The organism is Chryseobacterium sp. SG20098 (genome assembly GCF_031844745.1).
In the GTDB taxonomy this organism is placed as follows: Bacteria; Bacteroidota; Bacteroidia; order Flavobacteriales; family Weeksellaceae; genus Chryseobacterium; species Chryseobacterium cucumeris.
This window is the reverse complement of sequence record NZ_CP134622.1, coordinates 3517774-3534933: the sequence shown is the minus strand read 5'-3', so window position 1 is coordinate 3534933 and position 17160 is coordinate 3517774. Positions and strand designations below refer to the sequence as shown.

General features: G+C 37.7%; 12 protein-coding genes. 8 read left to right on the top strand and 4 right to left on the bottom strand.

The genetic code is table 11. The features are described from left to right. The first annotated feature begins 1 nt into the window (after position 1). Complete coding sequence (locus RHP76_RS16205; RefSeq protein ID WP_216443506.1) at positions 2-613, top strand: YdeI/OmpD-associated family protein; 612 nt, start codon at positions 2-4, stop codon at positions 611-613. A gap of 21 nt (positions 614-634) precedes the next feature. Here RHP76_RS16205 and RHP76_RS16200 read toward each other — a convergent pair whose 3' ends face one another. The 3 genes from RHP76_RS16200 to dinB form a co-directional block, all read right to left on the bottom strand. Further along, positions 635-910 carry a hypothetical protein gene (locus tag RHP76_RS16200; RefSeq protein WP_062673200.1) on the bottom strand — a complete coding sequence of 92 codons (276 nt, stop codon included), beginning with the start codon at positions 908-910 and terminating at the stop codon, positions 635-637. Positions 911-997: 87 nt separating this feature from the next. Beyond that, positions 998-4054, bottom strand: a complete 3057-nt coding sequence (locus RHP76_RS16195) for a DNA polymerase III subunit alpha (protein WP_311228587.1) — start codon at positions 4052-4054, stop codon at positions 998-1000. A gap of 18 nt (positions 4055-4072) precedes the next feature. Beyond that, positions 4073-5221 carry a DNA polymerase IV gene (dinB, locus tag RHP76_RS16190; protein ID WP_062673196.1) on the bottom strand — a complete coding sequence of 383 codons (1149 nt, stop codon included), beginning with the start codon at positions 5219-5221 and terminating at the stop codon, positions 4073-4075. A gap of 61 nt (positions 5222-5282) precedes the next feature. Here dinB and RHP76_RS16185 point away from each other — a divergent pair, with 61 nt between their 5' ends. After that, on the top strand, positions 5283-6071 hold the full coding sequence (locus RHP76_RS16185; protein WP_062673194.1) for a LexA family transcriptional regulator: 789 nt from the start codon (positions 5283-5285) through the stop codon (positions 6069-6071). Between the two features lie 91 nt (positions 6072-6162). Here RHP76_RS16185 and RHP76_RS16180 read toward each other — a convergent pair whose 3' ends face one another. After that, positions 6163-7746, bottom strand: a complete 1584-nt coding sequence (locus tag RHP76_RS16180) for a Na+/H+ antiporter (protein ID WP_311228586.1) — start codon at positions 7744-7746, stop codon at positions 6163-6165. A gap of 225 nt (positions 7747-7971) precedes the next feature. Between RHP76_RS16180 and RHP76_RS16175 the strand changes: the two genes are divergently transcribed. The 6 genes from RHP76_RS16175 (at position 7972) to RHP76_RS16150 (ending at position 17125) form a co-directional block, all read left to right on the top strand. Then, a complete protein-coding gene (locus RHP76_RS16175; protein WP_062673190.1) occupies positions 7972-8472 on the top strand; it encodes a M15 family metallopeptidase in 501 nt (166 codons plus the stop codon). Positions 8473-8662: 190 nt separating this feature from the next. Beyond that, positions 8663-9700, top strand: a complete 1038-nt coding sequence (locus RHP76_RS16170; RefSeq protein ID WP_062673188.1) for a patatin-like phospholipase family protein — start codon at positions 8663-8665, stop codon at positions 9698-9700. Between the two features lie 234 nt (positions 9701-9934). Beyond that, entirely contained in the window at positions 9935-10105 is a 171-nt protein-coding gene (locus RHP76_RS16165; protein ID WP_157885767.1) for a hypothetical protein, read from the top strand. Positions 10106-10331: 226 nt separating this feature from the next. Beyond that, positions 10332-11090, top strand: a complete 759-nt coding sequence (locus RHP76_RS16160; RefSeq protein WP_311228585.1) for a leucine-rich repeat domain-containing protein — start codon at positions 10332-10334, stop codon at positions 11088-11090. A gap of 13 nt (positions 11091-11103) precedes the next feature. Further along, complete coding sequence (locus RHP76_RS16155; protein WP_311228584.1) at positions 11104-13287, top strand: hypothetical protein; 2184 nt, start codon at positions 11104-11106, stop codon at positions 13285-13287. 7 nt (positions 13288-13294) lie between these two features. Further along, on the top strand, positions 13295-17125 hold the full coding sequence (locus tag RHP76_RS16150; protein WP_311228583.1) for a hypothetical protein: 3831 nt from the start codon (positions 13295-13297) through the stop codon (positions 17123-17125). Positions 17126-17160 lie beyond the last annotated feature (35 nt).

Genomic DNA, 17160 nt, shown 5'->3' with positions numbered 1-17160 from the left:
GATGGAGAAATACAGTCCCAAAATTGATGCCTATATTGAAAAATCACAGGATTTTGCGAAACCTATCCTGCATTATATCCGTGAAACCGTTCATGAATTCTGCCCTGATGCTGAAGAAACCATGAAGTGGAGCTTTCCCCATTTTATCTATAAAGGGAAAAATCTTTGTGCTATGGCTTCTTTCAAACAGCACTGTACTTTTGGGTTCTGGCTGGAAAAAGAAATGAAAACCATGCAGGAGATCACTCAGAATATTGAGAAAAACTCGATGTTCAGTTTAGGAAAAATTACGCAGGTCGGAGATCTTCCTTCCAAACCACAGCTGAAAAAAGCAATTAAAGAAGCGATGGAGCTTACTGATATGGGCGTTACCATGAAAAAAGCGGCTCCTTCCAAAACAGAAATGGAAATTCCTGATTATTTTCAGAATGCATTAAATGCCAATCAGAAAGCTCTTGACCTATTTTTAAAGGCTTCTCCGTCCTTTAGAAAAGAATATATTACATGGATTGCAGAAGCTAAAACAGAAACTACCCGAAATAAAAGAATGGATCAGGCTCTGGAATGGATTGCTGAAGGTAAAGGAAGAAACTGGAAGTATGAAAGGAAATAAATACACCCAATTAAGAAAAAATTATTTCAAAAAATATAGAAGATCATTAATAAGTTCATGGTATGATCTCTTGTACTCTGATTTCAATATTATTCCTGTTTCAAATTCCTCCATAATCACATCATAGCCATTGGTTTTAGAATAGTCATATGCAGAAATATAGATAAGAACATTCCCCTTCTTCATTCCTACAGCCATAGTATCTGCATCCCAGTAATCTACAAATTCATATCCGGAAAAACCTTCCAGAGATAGTTTTTCTAATAAATTATTGATATCAGTACATTTATTTTCCATTCGGCAAGAAATCGTGAAAAGGGAAAAATAAGCAGAATTTTTGAATTAAAATAACATCAATGAAATCTAAAGTTAATATAAAAAATACTATTTTACTATCCGATGTCTGGGCAGTCCAATCTCATGGGCCTGTGGATAAGGCTTCCTATGAGTCATGCTTACATCTTCCTTAATCTGTTGATGGATATCATATTGTCTTTCTTTATCATAAGAGTACCGCGGATCAGGAATCATCGGCATTTTGGCCATTTTATGGATAGTAATTGTGGGAAAATGATAATCTACTTCTACTGTTCCCAAAAGTAAATAGCATCCTCCTCCCTGAAAACCATATTGTTTCAGACTGTCCGGAAAATGTGAGGTATCAAAATAATCTCCATTTGCATCAATCCACGTCCCGAAATACATTTCTCCTTTCTTCGTTGGGACATGTTTTCTGGCAATCAGATAAGCCAACATTTTCACTTGCTTTTTATGAAATTTCAATAAATCTTTTACAAACACAGAGCCTCTATATTGGGTCTGTAACAAGTCGAAGGGGCTACATGAAACAGGAAAGCCAATGAGTTCAATTTCGTCAAAAGCATCTTCAAACTGTTCTCTTTTTAACTGCGGAAGTTTAAACTCATGAACGGGTTCTTCAATCAGCATAAGCCCTCTTTGTTCCGGTTTAAAATTGACCAATAACAGCCTGGCTTCCACCAGCAATTCATTTTTAGGTTTCCCCGTAAACCTGAATGCTCCAATAAAAATTAATATCTGTATTGTTTCAATACCAATGGGAATTCGTCTGATAAAATCTTCCAGAGATTTGTAATCTCCATTTCTTTCGCGTTCTTCCACAATTCCGTGGGCAATTCTTGTTTCTAATCCTTCCAAAAGCATTAATCCCAAAAAGATATCTTTCCCTTTTAACGTAGTCTGGAATTCACTTGAATTCACAGAAGGAACCTGAACGTTTCCACCTGACATTTTTGCTTCATGGATATAGACTTCGGTGCGGTAAAATCCTCCCTGATTATTAATCACAGAAACCATAAACTCCAATGGATAATATACCTTCAGATAAAGACTTTGGTAGCTTTCCACCGCATATGAAGCTGAATGTGCTTTACAGAAAGAATACCCTGCAAAAGACTCAATCTGACGAAAAGCCTCAGCAGTAAGCGCTTCAGAATGCCCCTGCTCTTGACAGGATTTAAAGAAGTTGGCCTTTACTTCATTCAATTTTTCAATTGATCGCTCTTTTCCACTCATCGCACGACGCAGAATATCACCGTCAGCATGAGTAAGTCCTCCGAAATATTGTGCAATTTTAATTACATCTTCCTGATATACCATAATGCCATACGTTTCTTTTAGATTTTCCTCAAAAACAGAATGAAAATATTCAAACTGATCCGGATGATTATGCCTGAAAATGTATTCCCGCATCATACCACTTTGTGCTACTCCAGGTCTGATAATAGAAGAAGCAGCAACGAGGATTCTGTAATTGTCACATTGTAATCTTCTTAAAAGCCCACGCATTGCAGGAGATTCTATGTAAAAGCAGCCGATCGTTTTTCCTATGGCCAGATATTCATTGGCTTTTTCTTCATCTTTGGAAATGCTTGTATCACGGATATCAACATCAATTCCTCTTGTTTTTTTAATAAGATCTACGGTATCCTTTATTGTTCCCAGACCTCTTTGAGACAGAATATCAAATTTCTCTAATTTAACATCTTCTGCCACATTCATATCAAATTGAACAATTGGAAATCCCTTCGGTGGCATTTCAAGGGCAGAATAGTTTGTAATAGGTTCTTCCGAGATTAAAATTCCGCAGGCATGCATACTCCTTTGATTGGGAAACCTTTCCATCAGCCTGACATATTTATGGATCGTTTGTACGACAGAATTCGTTTCGTGAACTTCCATTGGCTTTTTCGTCAGTTCATCCAACTCATCTTTAGGCAATCCAAAAGCTTTCCCGACCTCTCTGAATCTCGATTTGTATTTGAATTCAACGTTTGTTCCACAAAAAGCAACGTGATCTTTCCCATATCTGTTAAAAATATATTCCAGGATTACATCCCTGTTCTGCCAGCTCCAGTCGATATCAAAATCTGGAGGACTTTTCCTGTTAAGGTTGAGAAATCTTTCAAAATAAAGGTCAAGCTCCAAAGGACATATATCTGTAATACCGATACAATAACTGACAATGGAGTTAGCTCCGCTTCCACGTCCTACATGCATAAACCCCATTCTGTTACTGTATCGTACAATATCCCAGGTAATGAGGAAATAAGAACAGAAGTTGAGTTCATCAATTACTTTCAGTTCTTTTTCCACTCTTATTTTTGCTATTTCATGATCTTTACCATAACGCTTTTCAAGTCCTAAATAGGCTAACCTTTTTAAAAGTTTAACGTCAGATTCTTTGGACTTAGTATAGTATTGTTTGTTCTTAACTTTTTCAAAATCAAATTCAAAACTGCAGGCTTCCAGCAAATTTCTGGTATTCTTTATCATCTCAGGATACCTTTGAAAAGTACTGATGATTAAATTTTCGGATTTAAAATATTCCGATTTCCCACAAACATCCTGTTCATTCAGTTTCGACAACAGGGTATTTTTGTCAATAGCCCTTAATATTTTATGAAGATTATATTCTTTTTTAGTGCTGAATGTAACCGGATGAAGAACCACCATTTTCGGAACCAACCTTTTAAATTCAGGACGGATCAATAAGTTCAGTTCTTCTTCCCGGATTCCAATAAACTCATTTTCTTTTAGCTTTGAAGGAATGTTATCTATCGGATAAACAATAAAAACATTTTTAAATACAGGAGCTGCTTCAGAAAGTTCACCTCCATAACAATTATGATCTGTCAACATTTTATTGACTTCACCAATCCCGGAGAACTCTTTTGCCACAGCAATATAAAGCAGCCTGTCTTCTTTTCTGACCTCAATTCCGGCAATAGGTTTAATGCCTGCCTTTTCACATTCTTTCTTAAAATCATAAATAGCAGTAATCGTATTGATATCTGTTAATGCCAACTCTTTAATACCCAAAGAATGTGCCTGCCGTACCAATTCTTCTACCGATAAGGTACCGTAACGAAGACTGTGGAAAGAATGACAATTCAGAAACATGATCAAAAGTTTTATATATTATTTTCCAAAATCAAAACCGGATGCCCTGCCAACTGCATCAACACCAAACCGGTTCTTCAGATAATCCATTGTCTGGTATAGGCTCATCTGTTCTTCTGTATCTTCAAACAGATTCATCTGATGGTTGCCATGCACGAGTCCGGTAAACCGTAATCCTACCAATCTCAGTCTCATTCTTCTTGTATATACCTGGTTGAATAGTTCCAATGCCACTCTTGAAAGTGTATGGTCAGCTGAAGTATAAGCTACTTTATACTGTTTAGTTTCCGTATCGAAATTGGCATATCGGATTTTTACTACCACAGTTGAAGTAAGCCATTTTTCTTGTCTCAGTTGATAAGCCAATTGCTCTGCCATTCCCGATATCAGCCGTTTTAATTCTATAATATCCATAGTATCGTTGGTAAAGGTTCTCTCGGTTGAGATAGACTTTCTTTCAGAATAAGGAACCACAGGATTTTCATCAATTCCATTGGCTTTTTTCCAAAGTTCTTTTCCGTTGAGTCCGATCATTTGCTGCAGAACAAGTACCGGCATTTCAGATAAGGTATGAATGGTCCGGATTCCGATTCTTGATAACAACTGGAAAGTCTTTTCACCTACCATTGGAATTTTTTTGATGGATAAAGGATTTAAAAATGGCTGTACTTCCAGTTCCTTGATTTCCATTCTCCCTAAAGGTTTAGCTTCTCCCGTACCAATTTTTGAAACGGTCTTATTCGTTGACAGTGCAAAGCTTATAGGAAGGCCTGTCTCTTTAGTAACAGTTTCAGCAATTTCTTTGGTCCATTGATAGCAGCCAAAAAACTTATCCATCCCTGATAAGTCCAAATAAAATTCATCAATACTTGCTTTCTCCATCACCGGAACTTTTCCCTGTATAATTTCGGTTACAGTATGAGATAAATTTGAATACATTTCATGATCACCCCGGATTACTTTTGCATCAGGACAAAGTCTCAGTGCCATACGAATAGGCATTGCAGAGCGAACCCCAAATTTTCTGGCTTCATAAGAACATGAGGCTACCACTCCACGGTCTCCACCTCCTATGATGAGAGGAATACCCTGAAGCTGCGAGTTATTACGTCTCTCGCAGGACACAAAAAATGTATCCAAATCCATATGTACAATTGCACGATTCACGCTACAAATTTAGTTACGTTTTTAAACAAAATTTGTATTTTTGTTGTTACAATTTATAACAATGTCAATTTTTTCAGACAACATACGCTTTTTAAGAGGCAAGAGAGAAAAAACTCAACAGGAGTTAGCGAATACTTTGAAACTCACCCGTTCCAGATACGTTTCTTATGAAGATGGCAGATCAGAGCCGCCTATCGAAATATTAATCAAAATCTCTAAGTTTTTCAATCTTAGTATTGACCTTCTTGTATCTGTTGACATCCGGAAGTATCCGCTGGAGGATATTCTGAAGCTTCCCGACAATCGAATTGTCTTACCTGTTATTGTGGATCAACTAGGAAACAACAGTATAGAAATCGTTCCGCAAAAAGCATCAATGGGTTATTTATCCGGCTACAGTGATCCGGAATATATTGAAAGTCTGCAAAGAATCTCACTTCCTTTTTTAACCAATGGAAAGTACCGTGCCTTTCCGGCCCAGGGAGATTCAATGCCGCCTTTTAAAGATGGCTCTTATATTATCGGGAAATATGTTGAAAATATTGATGATCTGAAACCGAATAAAAGTTATGTTTTTGTGACTTTGAATGATGGCATTTCTTATAAACGATTCATATCTGGAAACAAAAAATCAATAACTGTTGCTGCCGATAATTTATTTTACCAACCTTATGATATTCCATTGGGAGAAGTTGTAGAAATATGGCAATATGCATCAGGAATTTTTCCTGAAGATTTTGATTCAACCAATTTTGAAAATTATAATCTTAAAGATATGTTTTCAGAATTGAGAAATACTATTACGGAATTAGAAAATAAAGTGTTTATTATAAAAAATCAAACAATGTAGTTGATTCTTAATGAATAAAATTTCATAATACGACATATTTTGTCGCATTAGCGCTGTAATTTTGTTTTCAAAAAACAAATTATGATATAGATTAAATCATTCTTAACCGTTCTTCCTCAAGGTCGAGCTGATAGAGCTGATGGCGGATAATTTCTTCATTAACGGAAATATCTTTATTCAATTCCGAAAGAAACTGTCTCTGGCTTTCCAGCATTTCAAAAAAAATATCTTTGGTCTTTTCATTCATCCATTCAGTATTATTGTTCTGGATCTTTTCCTCCCATTGTTTGAGCATTCTTTCTAATCCTGCATGGCTGTTCAGTTCATTTTCATGCTTATTTTTAAGAAAATGATAAACATGCTGTTTCAGTTGATGTTTTATTTCTTCCCTGGCCTTTTTATCTTTCTCTTCATCTGTAAAATCATCAAATACATGTCCATATTTGATGAAGTATGGCAAGGTAAGTCCTTGTACGAGTAATGTAAGAAGAATCACCACGAAAGTAATGAAAAGGATAAGGTTTCTGTTGGGAAAAGGAAGTCCGTTTTCAAGGGTAATCGGAATGGCAAGTGCAGCAGCCAGTGAAACAACTCCTCTCATTCCGGTCCATCCAAGCATCAAAGGCATCAACAAGCGTCTTCTTGCCGAAGAAGCACGGGGAGCGACACTTGGCCGGAAAATCAATGTAGCCAGCATGGCGGCATAAGAACTTATGATTCTGGCGGCAATCAGAATACCGGTCACCAACACTCCATATTGGATAGCAATTCTCAAAGGAATTCCTTCTGACCGCAACCCTCCAACAATTTCAGGAAGCTCGAGCCCGATGATTAAGAAGACGATACCATTCAGAATAAATACAAAACTCTGCCATACACTATAGCCCATAATTCGGCTGGTACTGTTGAGAAATATCAATCGTTTGCCTGACATATACAAACCTCCGCAAACCACAGCTAAAACTCCGGAAGCATGAAACTGTTCTGCTATCCAATACATCAGATAAGGTTCAATAATCGTTAAAGCAATATCCGAAGAAGCTTCTGTAGGGAGTCTTTTGTGAACCTGTACAAAGATCCATGCTAAAAGTAAGCCAATTCCGGCACCTCCGATGATCATCCATACAAAGTCTAATGAGGCTTCCTGCCATATAAATTGTCCGGTTCCTACAGCAATCAAAGCAAAACGGAATATAATTAATGAAGAAGCATCATTCAATAAACTTTCTCCTTCCAGAATAGCAGAAGTAGTGGACGGGATTTTTACAAATTTCATGATCGCTCCTGTACTTACTGCATCAGGTGGAGATACGATACCTCCCAGCAAAAACCCGAGAGCAAGTGTAAATCCGGGAATAAAATAATTGGCAGTCACTGCCACTGCCAGTGCCGTAAAAAAGACCACTAAAAAAGCAAAGCTTCCGATAATACGCCACCATCGTTTCATTTCTTTAAAGGAAATAGACCACGCAGCTTCAAATAAAAGAGGAGGTAAAAATATAAAAAAGATAAGATCCGGATTGATCTTTACAACCGGAAGACCTGGTACAAAACTAACAAGCAGCCCGAATACAACGAGCAAAACAGGATAAGCAATTTTTAATTTTGTAGCCCACATATTGAGCAGCACAATGGCAGCCACCATTGCTAATAAAAAAGGTAGGATCGTATGCATTTACTATTGTGTTTTATCCATCATATTTACTACTTCTATTTGATTTTTAAAAATTTAAAAGCAATTTTTTCTCATTTTTTGGATGTACAGATGAGCTACTTGTTGCTAAATCTCTTTTTATATTATGTTTTTTACCTAAGGTTGAATATTATAAAAATTTAAATAAAACACGTCAAGTTTCGTCGTCTCTGCGCTATACTTTTGTCTTATAACAAAATAAAAAATATGGACAAAGTAACCTTAGAAAGGATTCAGAAACTTCACCCGTTGGTAAGAGATGAAGTGAAGCAGATTATACAGGAATGTGATGAAGCTCTTACCGGAAGGGCTAAGATACGAATCACTCAGGGATTAAGATCTTTTGAAGAGCAGGAAAAGCTTTATGCCATCGGAAGAATTACTTCAGGAAAAAAGGTAACCAATGCGAAGGCAGGGCAAAGCATCCACAATTATGGACTTGCCGTAGATATCTGCCTGATGATCGACGGGAAAACAGCAAGTTGGGATACCGCAAAGGACTGGGATAATGACAAAGTTGCAGATTGGTACGAATGTGTGAAAATTTTTGCCCGTCACGGCTGGGACTGGGGTGGAAACTGGAAAACATTTAAAGACCTTCCCCACTTCGAAAAAAAGAATATTCCCTCTAAAAAAGGTCCTGTAAAAACCAGTTGGAGAACGCTCTTGAAGATGCCAAAAGACCAACAGAATTACGTTATTTTTTAGTATCATTTATTTGAAATTAAATATAATACGACACGTTCTGTCGCCTCCTCAAGCTACCTTTGCTTTATAAGAAAACAACAAAAAAGCAATGAAATCTCAATATGGAATCTCAACATTTTCTGACCAGTCAATAAGATTCTGTAGATTTAAGATTGCATGTGTCCTTTTAACAAACCATTAAAAATATCACATGAAAAAGACAACCATTCTTTCTTTGGACGGAGGTGGAATAAGGGGAATTGTAACCTGCATTATTCTGCGTTACATAGAAGAACAGCTCCAGTATTATGATAAGCCTTCCGCCAAGCTGGGAGATTATTTTGATCTGGTAGCTGGCAGCAGCACCGGAGGTCTGATTGCTTCTATTATTCTCTCTCCTGATGAAACCCGAAAAGCAAAATATTCTATTCAGAAAGGATTGGAATTATATGCTGAAAAGGGGGGCGACATCTTCCAGGTTTCCTTTTGGGAAAAACTGGTTAATCCATTCGGATTATTGAATGAAAAAATTTCCCAGGAAGCTCTGGAAAAAAATTTACATGATTTCTTTGGAAATTTAGAATTAAAAGAATTAATAAAACCATGTTTAATAACAAGTTATGATATAGAGAACAGAAGGGCGAAACTTTTCAACTCGTGGAAAGCCAACCTCAGCACAGATAATTTCTATGTAAGAGATATCTGCAGAGCGACTTCAGCCGCTCCTACGTATTTTAGCCCTGTTCAGATTAAATCCATGTATGGCCAGATTTTCAGTTTGATTGATGGAGGAATGTTTGCTAATAATCCCGCGCTTTGTGCTTATGCCGAAGCAAGGAAGATTCCTTTCGCAGAAGTTTTAAAAAACCATCAGAAAGCTAATCACCCAAGCGTAAACGACATGATCATTGTCTCTATCGGAACAGGAATTGAAGCAAGACCTTATTCTTTTAAAAGATTGGAAAAGGCTGGAAAAATTGGCTGGGTAAGCCCAATCGTCGACATTTTGATGTCTGCCAACGCAGAAACAGTGGATTATCAGCTGGAACAAATGTTTCAGACGCTGGGACTTAGAAATCAAAAAAACTATTACCGATTGAATCCTTCACTGAAAAATGCTTCTCCCGCAATGGATAATGTAAGAAGATCCAATATCGAAAATCTGATACAAGCCGGATTGAGCTATATTGATGATCACAGAGAAACTTTGAACCAGATTGTTCAGAAACTCATCAAAAATAAAATATAAGCTTTTTACCTTATAACAGTATCATATAAGCTATTAAGATTATATTTAAAAATTAAAAAATCTTTTTAAAAACACGTCAAGTTTTGTCGCTTTGCCCCACTACCTTTGGAGTATTAAAAAGACACAACAACAACAATTCTTAAAAACTTTTAAAAGCCTTTGAATTCAACATTTTCTCATGCTGAACAGTCTAAAATATGTTCAAAATATAACCAACACCTTACAACACAAAACATGGAAACACCAGATCACAATACCGATGTACTCTTCAATGAAGATCTCTATACAATAGAATGGAGCGATATCGAAAATGCTGAGATGGACTATGAAAACTATCTCATTGACATTGAAAACTTCTTCAGGGAAGATTTTGAAAAAGGATTACTAGAAGAAGATATTTTTTAAATAAAAATTAATACAAGACAAGTTCTGGCGCTGTTCAACATTACTTTTGAAATCTCTATAATAACCGTACAGCAAACTCATTAAACATTCTCAATTCCTTTGAATTCACCATTCACAAAATGCTGAACAGCCAGAACTATGTCTGAAAATATAGCACAAAAGTGAGCATGCTTTATAAAAGAACAGATCACAGCAATCAACTTATTAATCAATCACACAACGTTTTATGAAAACAAAAGAAGAATTAAAGCTCTATTTTGAAAATGGAGATATCCCAAAACAGGAAGATTTTTGGGAATGGCAGGACGCTTACTGGCATAAGGATGAGAAAATTGACATGCGCAAGATCGCAGGTCTGGAGAATGGTACATTCAACATACTCTACGCTGAAATGGATGCTGATAAAAATGCTTCATTAGCCTTCTTTTCAAAAAGGAAAATTGTGATAAAAGAAGGAACAGTCACTATTCCCAAAAATTTTACTGCAGGTCTGCAGGTAACTGATGTAGAAATCCCTGACTCCGTAACAAATATTCAGGAAAGCGCATTTAGTAACGGTGGCTTAACGACTCTTACAATTCCTCCAAAGGTAACCGAAATTTCCAATTGGGCTTTTTACAATAACAGATTGACGTCTTTATTTATTCCGGACAGTGTTATCAATATTGGAATACAAGCATTTACAGCCAATCAGCTGAAAGAACTTCGTCTTCCCAAAGGAATAACGATTATCTCACAAGGAGCCTTCTCTGCCAATAAGCTGACATCTGTTGAGATTCCCGATGGAGTAACAGAAATTCACTCGGATGCTTTTGTCAGCAATCAACTCACCTCAGTAACCATTCCGGCCAGTGTACTCAAAATTGAAAACAATGCTTTCAGAGTTAACCAGCTTACAAAAGTAACATTAGGCCCTGAAACGACCTATTTACCTTATTCTTTTGACAGCACAGTGGAAATCGTGGGAGGAAAACTCATCAATTAAAATTTTTAAGCAAATGAAAACAAAACAAGAATTAAAAAAATATTTCGAAAACGGAGATATCCCAGTACAGGAAGAATTCTGGGAGTGGCATGATTCCTATTGGCACAAAGATGAAAAGATTCCTGCAGATCAATTAGATTATGATCTCTCTCAAAAAGCAGATGTAAATGCATCCAATCTTAGCCCACAGAATGCTCAGCTTTGGAAAGAAAAAATTGAAACGCAGACAACAATTCAGGCTCCACAGTTGAATGGAAATGTCTTAACTGTTTTCTATACAGGTGAGAATGGTGTTCAGCAAAGTAAATCTGTAGATCTAAGCAGTCTGGTAACCCGTGATATCAGTATTGAAAATGCAGCATATGATGCCTCTCAAAATATGATTACCATTACCCAGAATGACGGTTCTGCCTTTCATATCAATCTTTCTGAATTCAGCATTATTCCTACCACCAATACTGATGGAAGTGTAACATTATCACAGGAAGGACAGGAAAAAATCACTGTAAAAAAAGTAGCTTTAACAGGAAGTTATAATGACCTTTCTGACAAACCCACTTTTAGCGGGAATGATAATTTACAGAATGTCATAGACAGAGGTAACGGAACAACCAAACCTATTATTTTTCAGCCAAGCCAGGGGAGAGCAGGTGAAATCAATTTCAGCCCTACAACGTATTCCTTCTGGTTTGGAAATTTGAATACGGATCACACCGGAGCTTACGGACTGGGAATTGGTTATAACACATTATCAAAGTTAACCACCGGAGCAAATAACGTAGCACTTGGTTCTTATGCTTTAAATGAAACCACTACGGGAAGATGGAATACCGCAACGGGTGTTTCAAGCGGAACTAAACTTACAACAGGTAATTTCAATGCTTTTTTCGGAACACAAGCGGGAACTGAAACAACAACAGGAAATGGAAATACGTATATCGGAGATGAAGCAGGAAACAAAAATATTGCCGGAACCAATAACACCGCGCTTGGTCTGGGAGCCGCTTATTCCTTAACTAATGGTACTCAGAATACTTTTTTAGGTGCTTTTGCCGGAAATATTCATGGAAAAGCGACAACTTCAGGAGCATGGGGATCCAATACTTTTGTCGGATATAATGCCGCCTCCACTACGCATGCTATGGGTGTTTGGGGTGATAACAATGTCGTTATCGGCTGTAATGCCCCATTAGGAGGTTCAACCTTCAACAAACTGGTGATTGAATCCAATCCGGTAGCAAGACGCCATGATTTTGTAACGCCTTTAATTGGTGGAGACTTTGCTGCAAGAACATTGGATTTTGACGCCGTGATTTCTGCAAAAAGAACACCTTTAGCAGATAACACTTATACAAAAGTTGCGGTTCTTAATGCCGGTAATGTATTGGGATATAAAAACCTTTCCGACTTTCAAAACTACATTCCTATCACAGGAACAGAAGTAAACAATCCCGTTTCCGGTCATATCCAGTTTGAAAATGCCGAAGCTCCGGAAATTGAATCTCTTCTCTATAAAATCAATACTCAGGACGGAATTAAAAACCAGGTAGGTTTCTTTCCAAGCGGAGTTTTGATCACATCAGGCAGTGTAGATAATTCTATACAATCAAATTTAGATGTCAGTAAAGATTACGGTGTATTGGCTAGAGCTTATGGTGCAAAACTTAGTTTAAGTAATGCCGGAGCCTCTTTAACGAGTTTTACCGATCATTCTGACGGTAAAGGAATTATGGTAAGCAATTATCCTGATGAGCCTGTTATGGTAGAACATCAGGTATCAAATGCCAGAGGATTAAGTTCTAAAACTTATTTTGGAGACAACGCACAGGAAAATGATTACATCCAGAAACAATATGCAGACAAACAGCATTCCTACAGTACCAAAGAAGAGCTGACGGGTGGAAAATGGATCAACGGTAAGCCTGTCTACAAAAAAACCTTGTATCTGGATCAAATTCCGAGAACAGGTGAAATTGACTTAAGACCTGAATTCCCGGATCTCGAAACCATTATCTCCAACGAAATGTTTACAGAATGGGATGACCTTAAAGCGGCATTTGCAGGTAATCAGTGGCGAACAAAAGTCTACATCACTATTGAAAGAGAAAGAGCAATTATTGAACTGTTGAATACACCTGATTATGATTATTCTCTTATCAACTCGTTTACTCTAACACTTGAATACACCAAAAAATAAGAACGAAATGCCAACAAATAATACATCAACAGTAAAATCCGCATTTACTGTCGGAAAATCCTTAATAGGAGAAGGAATTATTAACTACAAAGAAACAAACCCTATGAATACCAATAACGCATCACAATCACTTTTCAGATTTGTAAGTCTGAGAAACCCTCAATTAACAGAAATTAAAGACAAAAACTTAGGATTTATCCACAGACCTAAAGGAGTAACCGGTGTTTTTGATACAGCAGTCGTTGGAAGACCTGCCAAAACTTTAAAATTTACAGCCATGAAAAGGGCTGCCGGAGAGTTTAACAATTCCGGATTCGAAAGCGAAAAGAAAATCGAAGAAGGAGCATTTAGAGACCTTCTGATGATCGGAAGAAAGCTTTCTAAAAAAGAAACATTAGAAAGCGCTGACTGGACGTTCGTTACGGATTATTACAAAAGCCTTATTAATACCAACAGACAGCTGAACGCAGAAGGAATTTCTATATTTTCCCAACTTTGGAATAATTATATTTATCAGATTGTTACCCAGGGAGATTTCTATATTAAAGAAGCCATCAGCCACATTTTAATGGCTATTCAGCTTGGTTTTGCCAGCAATCAGGACCTTACAGATCAGGAAATCATCAAAATTAATGGAGAAAAACCATTGGAAAAAGCAATGGATGGAAAAATTATACTTCCTACCATTCTATTTTCAGAGGATACGGAAACGGCTTCTTTAGTTTCATCTGCAAACGCTGAAGGTTCCGAACCGGTTTTGGCAGCAAGAACAGTTCAGAGATTAGAATCTGAAGCAAGAGCTTCTTTTGTATCCAGTAAAGCCATCCACAGAAAAGAATCCCTGAACACACTGAATTCCGAACTGGAAAAGCTTCAGAAAAAATTCCATAAATCCAGACATCAGGCCTACCAGGATGAGTATTCCAGATATATGACAGAAAACAAAGAACGTTTGGAACTGTATGACAGAAAGCTGGCCGAAGTAGACAGTAAAATCACTCCGGACATGTCCGAAGAAGAAAAAGAACGTCTTTACAGCACTTTGAAAGAATATGAAGTTGCTCCTTTCGTATTTACGTACAAAAATGAAATCAATTTGGAAGATTTGCAGGCAAAGCTTTCTCCGGAATCTTTTGACCTTTTTGTAGAACTTTTCGGTGAATCTACAACCAGCTTAACTTCTGTGGCAGAAGATAAAGACAGCCTTCAGATCCTTTCGCATGACACCTTAAGAATGGGTGCCCAGACCATTATTCTTGATGATGAGATTGAAAGCTATGCTGATGCTTTACTTGTTGTAAGAAACAATATCTCTGCTTCCATGGAGACGGCACTTCAAAACAGTCCTCTTCCGGAACAGCAGTATGCCAATATCGGCGGAGCTTCAATACCTCTTATTCACAATACCGCCAGAACACCGATGGCATACAGCTTGTATGCTCACAGTGCTTACGTAGTAGCAGGCAGCAGAGGATTTGTTAATTTTTCTTTTGAAGTTGAAGATGTTTCGTGGAGTGTTGCCAATGCTAAAATTACGGCTACAACAGATGCTGCCGGAACTTTCGAAGAAAATTACAGCAATATTTCTGTAGTTGATAATAAAATTACCTTACCTGCGGCTTTGGTAAACAGATTCAGAACCAGCTTTAGTTTCAAAATAGAAATTATTTTTGATAACGGAAGCCAGGCTTATGGAGAGATTGCCACACAATATCTGAAAGAAGACTTAAACCTTACCGGAATGCTGACTCTGAAGCGTGCAGCAGTTGAAAATCCGGGTACACCTGAACCAGGTACAACCCAAAAACGAAAAAATTTCGGGATCAAAAGATTGGGTGTAGCAGATTATATGAAAGTCGTGCAAAGTGTTCATGCTTATGTTCCGGGAGAAGTGTCCAATATTGAGAACGTTATGGCAAGCGAACTGAGACATAAGTCTTCCGTTTCCAGAGAATACTCTGAAATTACAGATACAACTTCCAAATCTCAGGAGACAGAGAAGATGTCAGACACTTCCAAAACTTCCAGAACGGATATGCAGACCGAAGTTGCTAAAGAAATTGAAAAGCAGCAGAGTATTTCTGCCTACACAAGATTCAGCTATGGAAATGACAGTGCCATGAAGTTTGAAATCGGAGCTGACTATGCCAATAATACGGCACAGCACGACAGTACAAGACAAGCTGTAATGAAATCTCAGGAAATTACAGAAAGAGCAATGGAAAGAGTTCTTACTAAAATTTCAGAAGAAAGAGTACAGAAAATCATCAAAGAATATACGGAAACCAATGTTCATGAATATGATAACAGAGGAAAGGTAACCAACACTGATAATGCTGAAGCTGCACAGCCTAAACACATTACCGGAGTTTACAGATGGATCGACAAGAAAATGAAAAACCAGATCTACAACTATGGTAAGCGTACGATGTTTGAGTTTATGGTTCCTGAACCTTCAAGATTACACCGTCTGGCTCTTACTGTTGCCAAGGCTCAGGTGCTTAAAGCTCCTGTAGATCCAAGAAAAGCACCGGAACCATGGTTAATGGCAGATCCAAAATCTGCAACGATTGTACAGATCCAGCACTGGGCTCAGGAATACGGAGTAACTTTAGAGGCATTCCCGGAAGCAACCAAACAAGTAATTCATACTGCTTCCAGCGTTCCTCAGACAAATGATGATTTTGGAATTGATCATACACAATTTACCATCCCAGACAATTATGCTGGTAAAAATGCAAGTTTCGCCTGCAGGTCAACAAGAAACAGAGGTGGTGGATGGTCAGGATCACGTTATTCTGAAGTGATGTTCTCAAACTTAAAAGGAGATATGATTGGCCGTTCTGAACGTGGTGGAGACCTTAATTTTGACGATGGATCATCTGGTTTCAATATCACAGGTAATGTATCTTTCCAGGTGAAGGGCCACAACGTAAGAAGTTATACCATCAAAGTCGTTGTGAACTGTGAGCTGAGCGATGCCTTTATCAGCAAGTGGAAAACAGACAGTTTTAATGATATTATTAAAGCCTATGAAGCTGCTTATGCCAAATTCCAGGAAGATCAGGCAAGATTAGATGCAGAGCAAAAAGAAAAAGAAGCTCAGCTTAAAGAAAGACAGGATACTTTCTACCGTTATATGGAACATGACGTGTTAAAGCACAACTGTATTGCTTATTTATTACAGGATTACCTTTATACATTAGGCCAGGAAACAACTAACGGTGCCGATGAGAAAACAACCATGGATAATTTCCAGGTATACCTGAATGAAAATCTTGACAGATATACAGCCCTTGCCAAGTTTATGGAACAGGCATTCGAATGGGAAATCATGGATTACACCTTCTATCCTTACTATTGGGCCAACCGTAAGAGCTGGCAGGAATTCTATATCAGCGAAAGTATGGACCCATTGTTCAGAAGTTTCTTACAGGCAGGTATGGCAAGGATTATCGTTACCGTAAAACCAGGTTTCGAAGCAGCTGTTCAGTTCTTCCTTGAAACAGGATTGATCTGGAATGGCGGTTCTGTTCCGGTAATCGGCGACCCAATGTACATGAGTATCGTAGACGAAATGAGACAGCCTACCGGAGAACCTCAGGGTAAATACTGGATTACCAGAATCCCTACTACCTTAACGATCCTTCAGGATAAATCCACAGGACTTCCGGTAAATCAGCCATTACCGATTTTCCCGGAAAATGATCCTAAAAATTGTGAAAACCCATCAGAATTGGAATTTGAAACAAGCTTTTCTCTGGATACTGACGCTCAATTATCACATAGTGATGGAGCTACAACATTACCGAGAGAATTAACAACAATATTTAAATAATAACAAGATCAGGCGGAAATTTACGCCGCCTGATT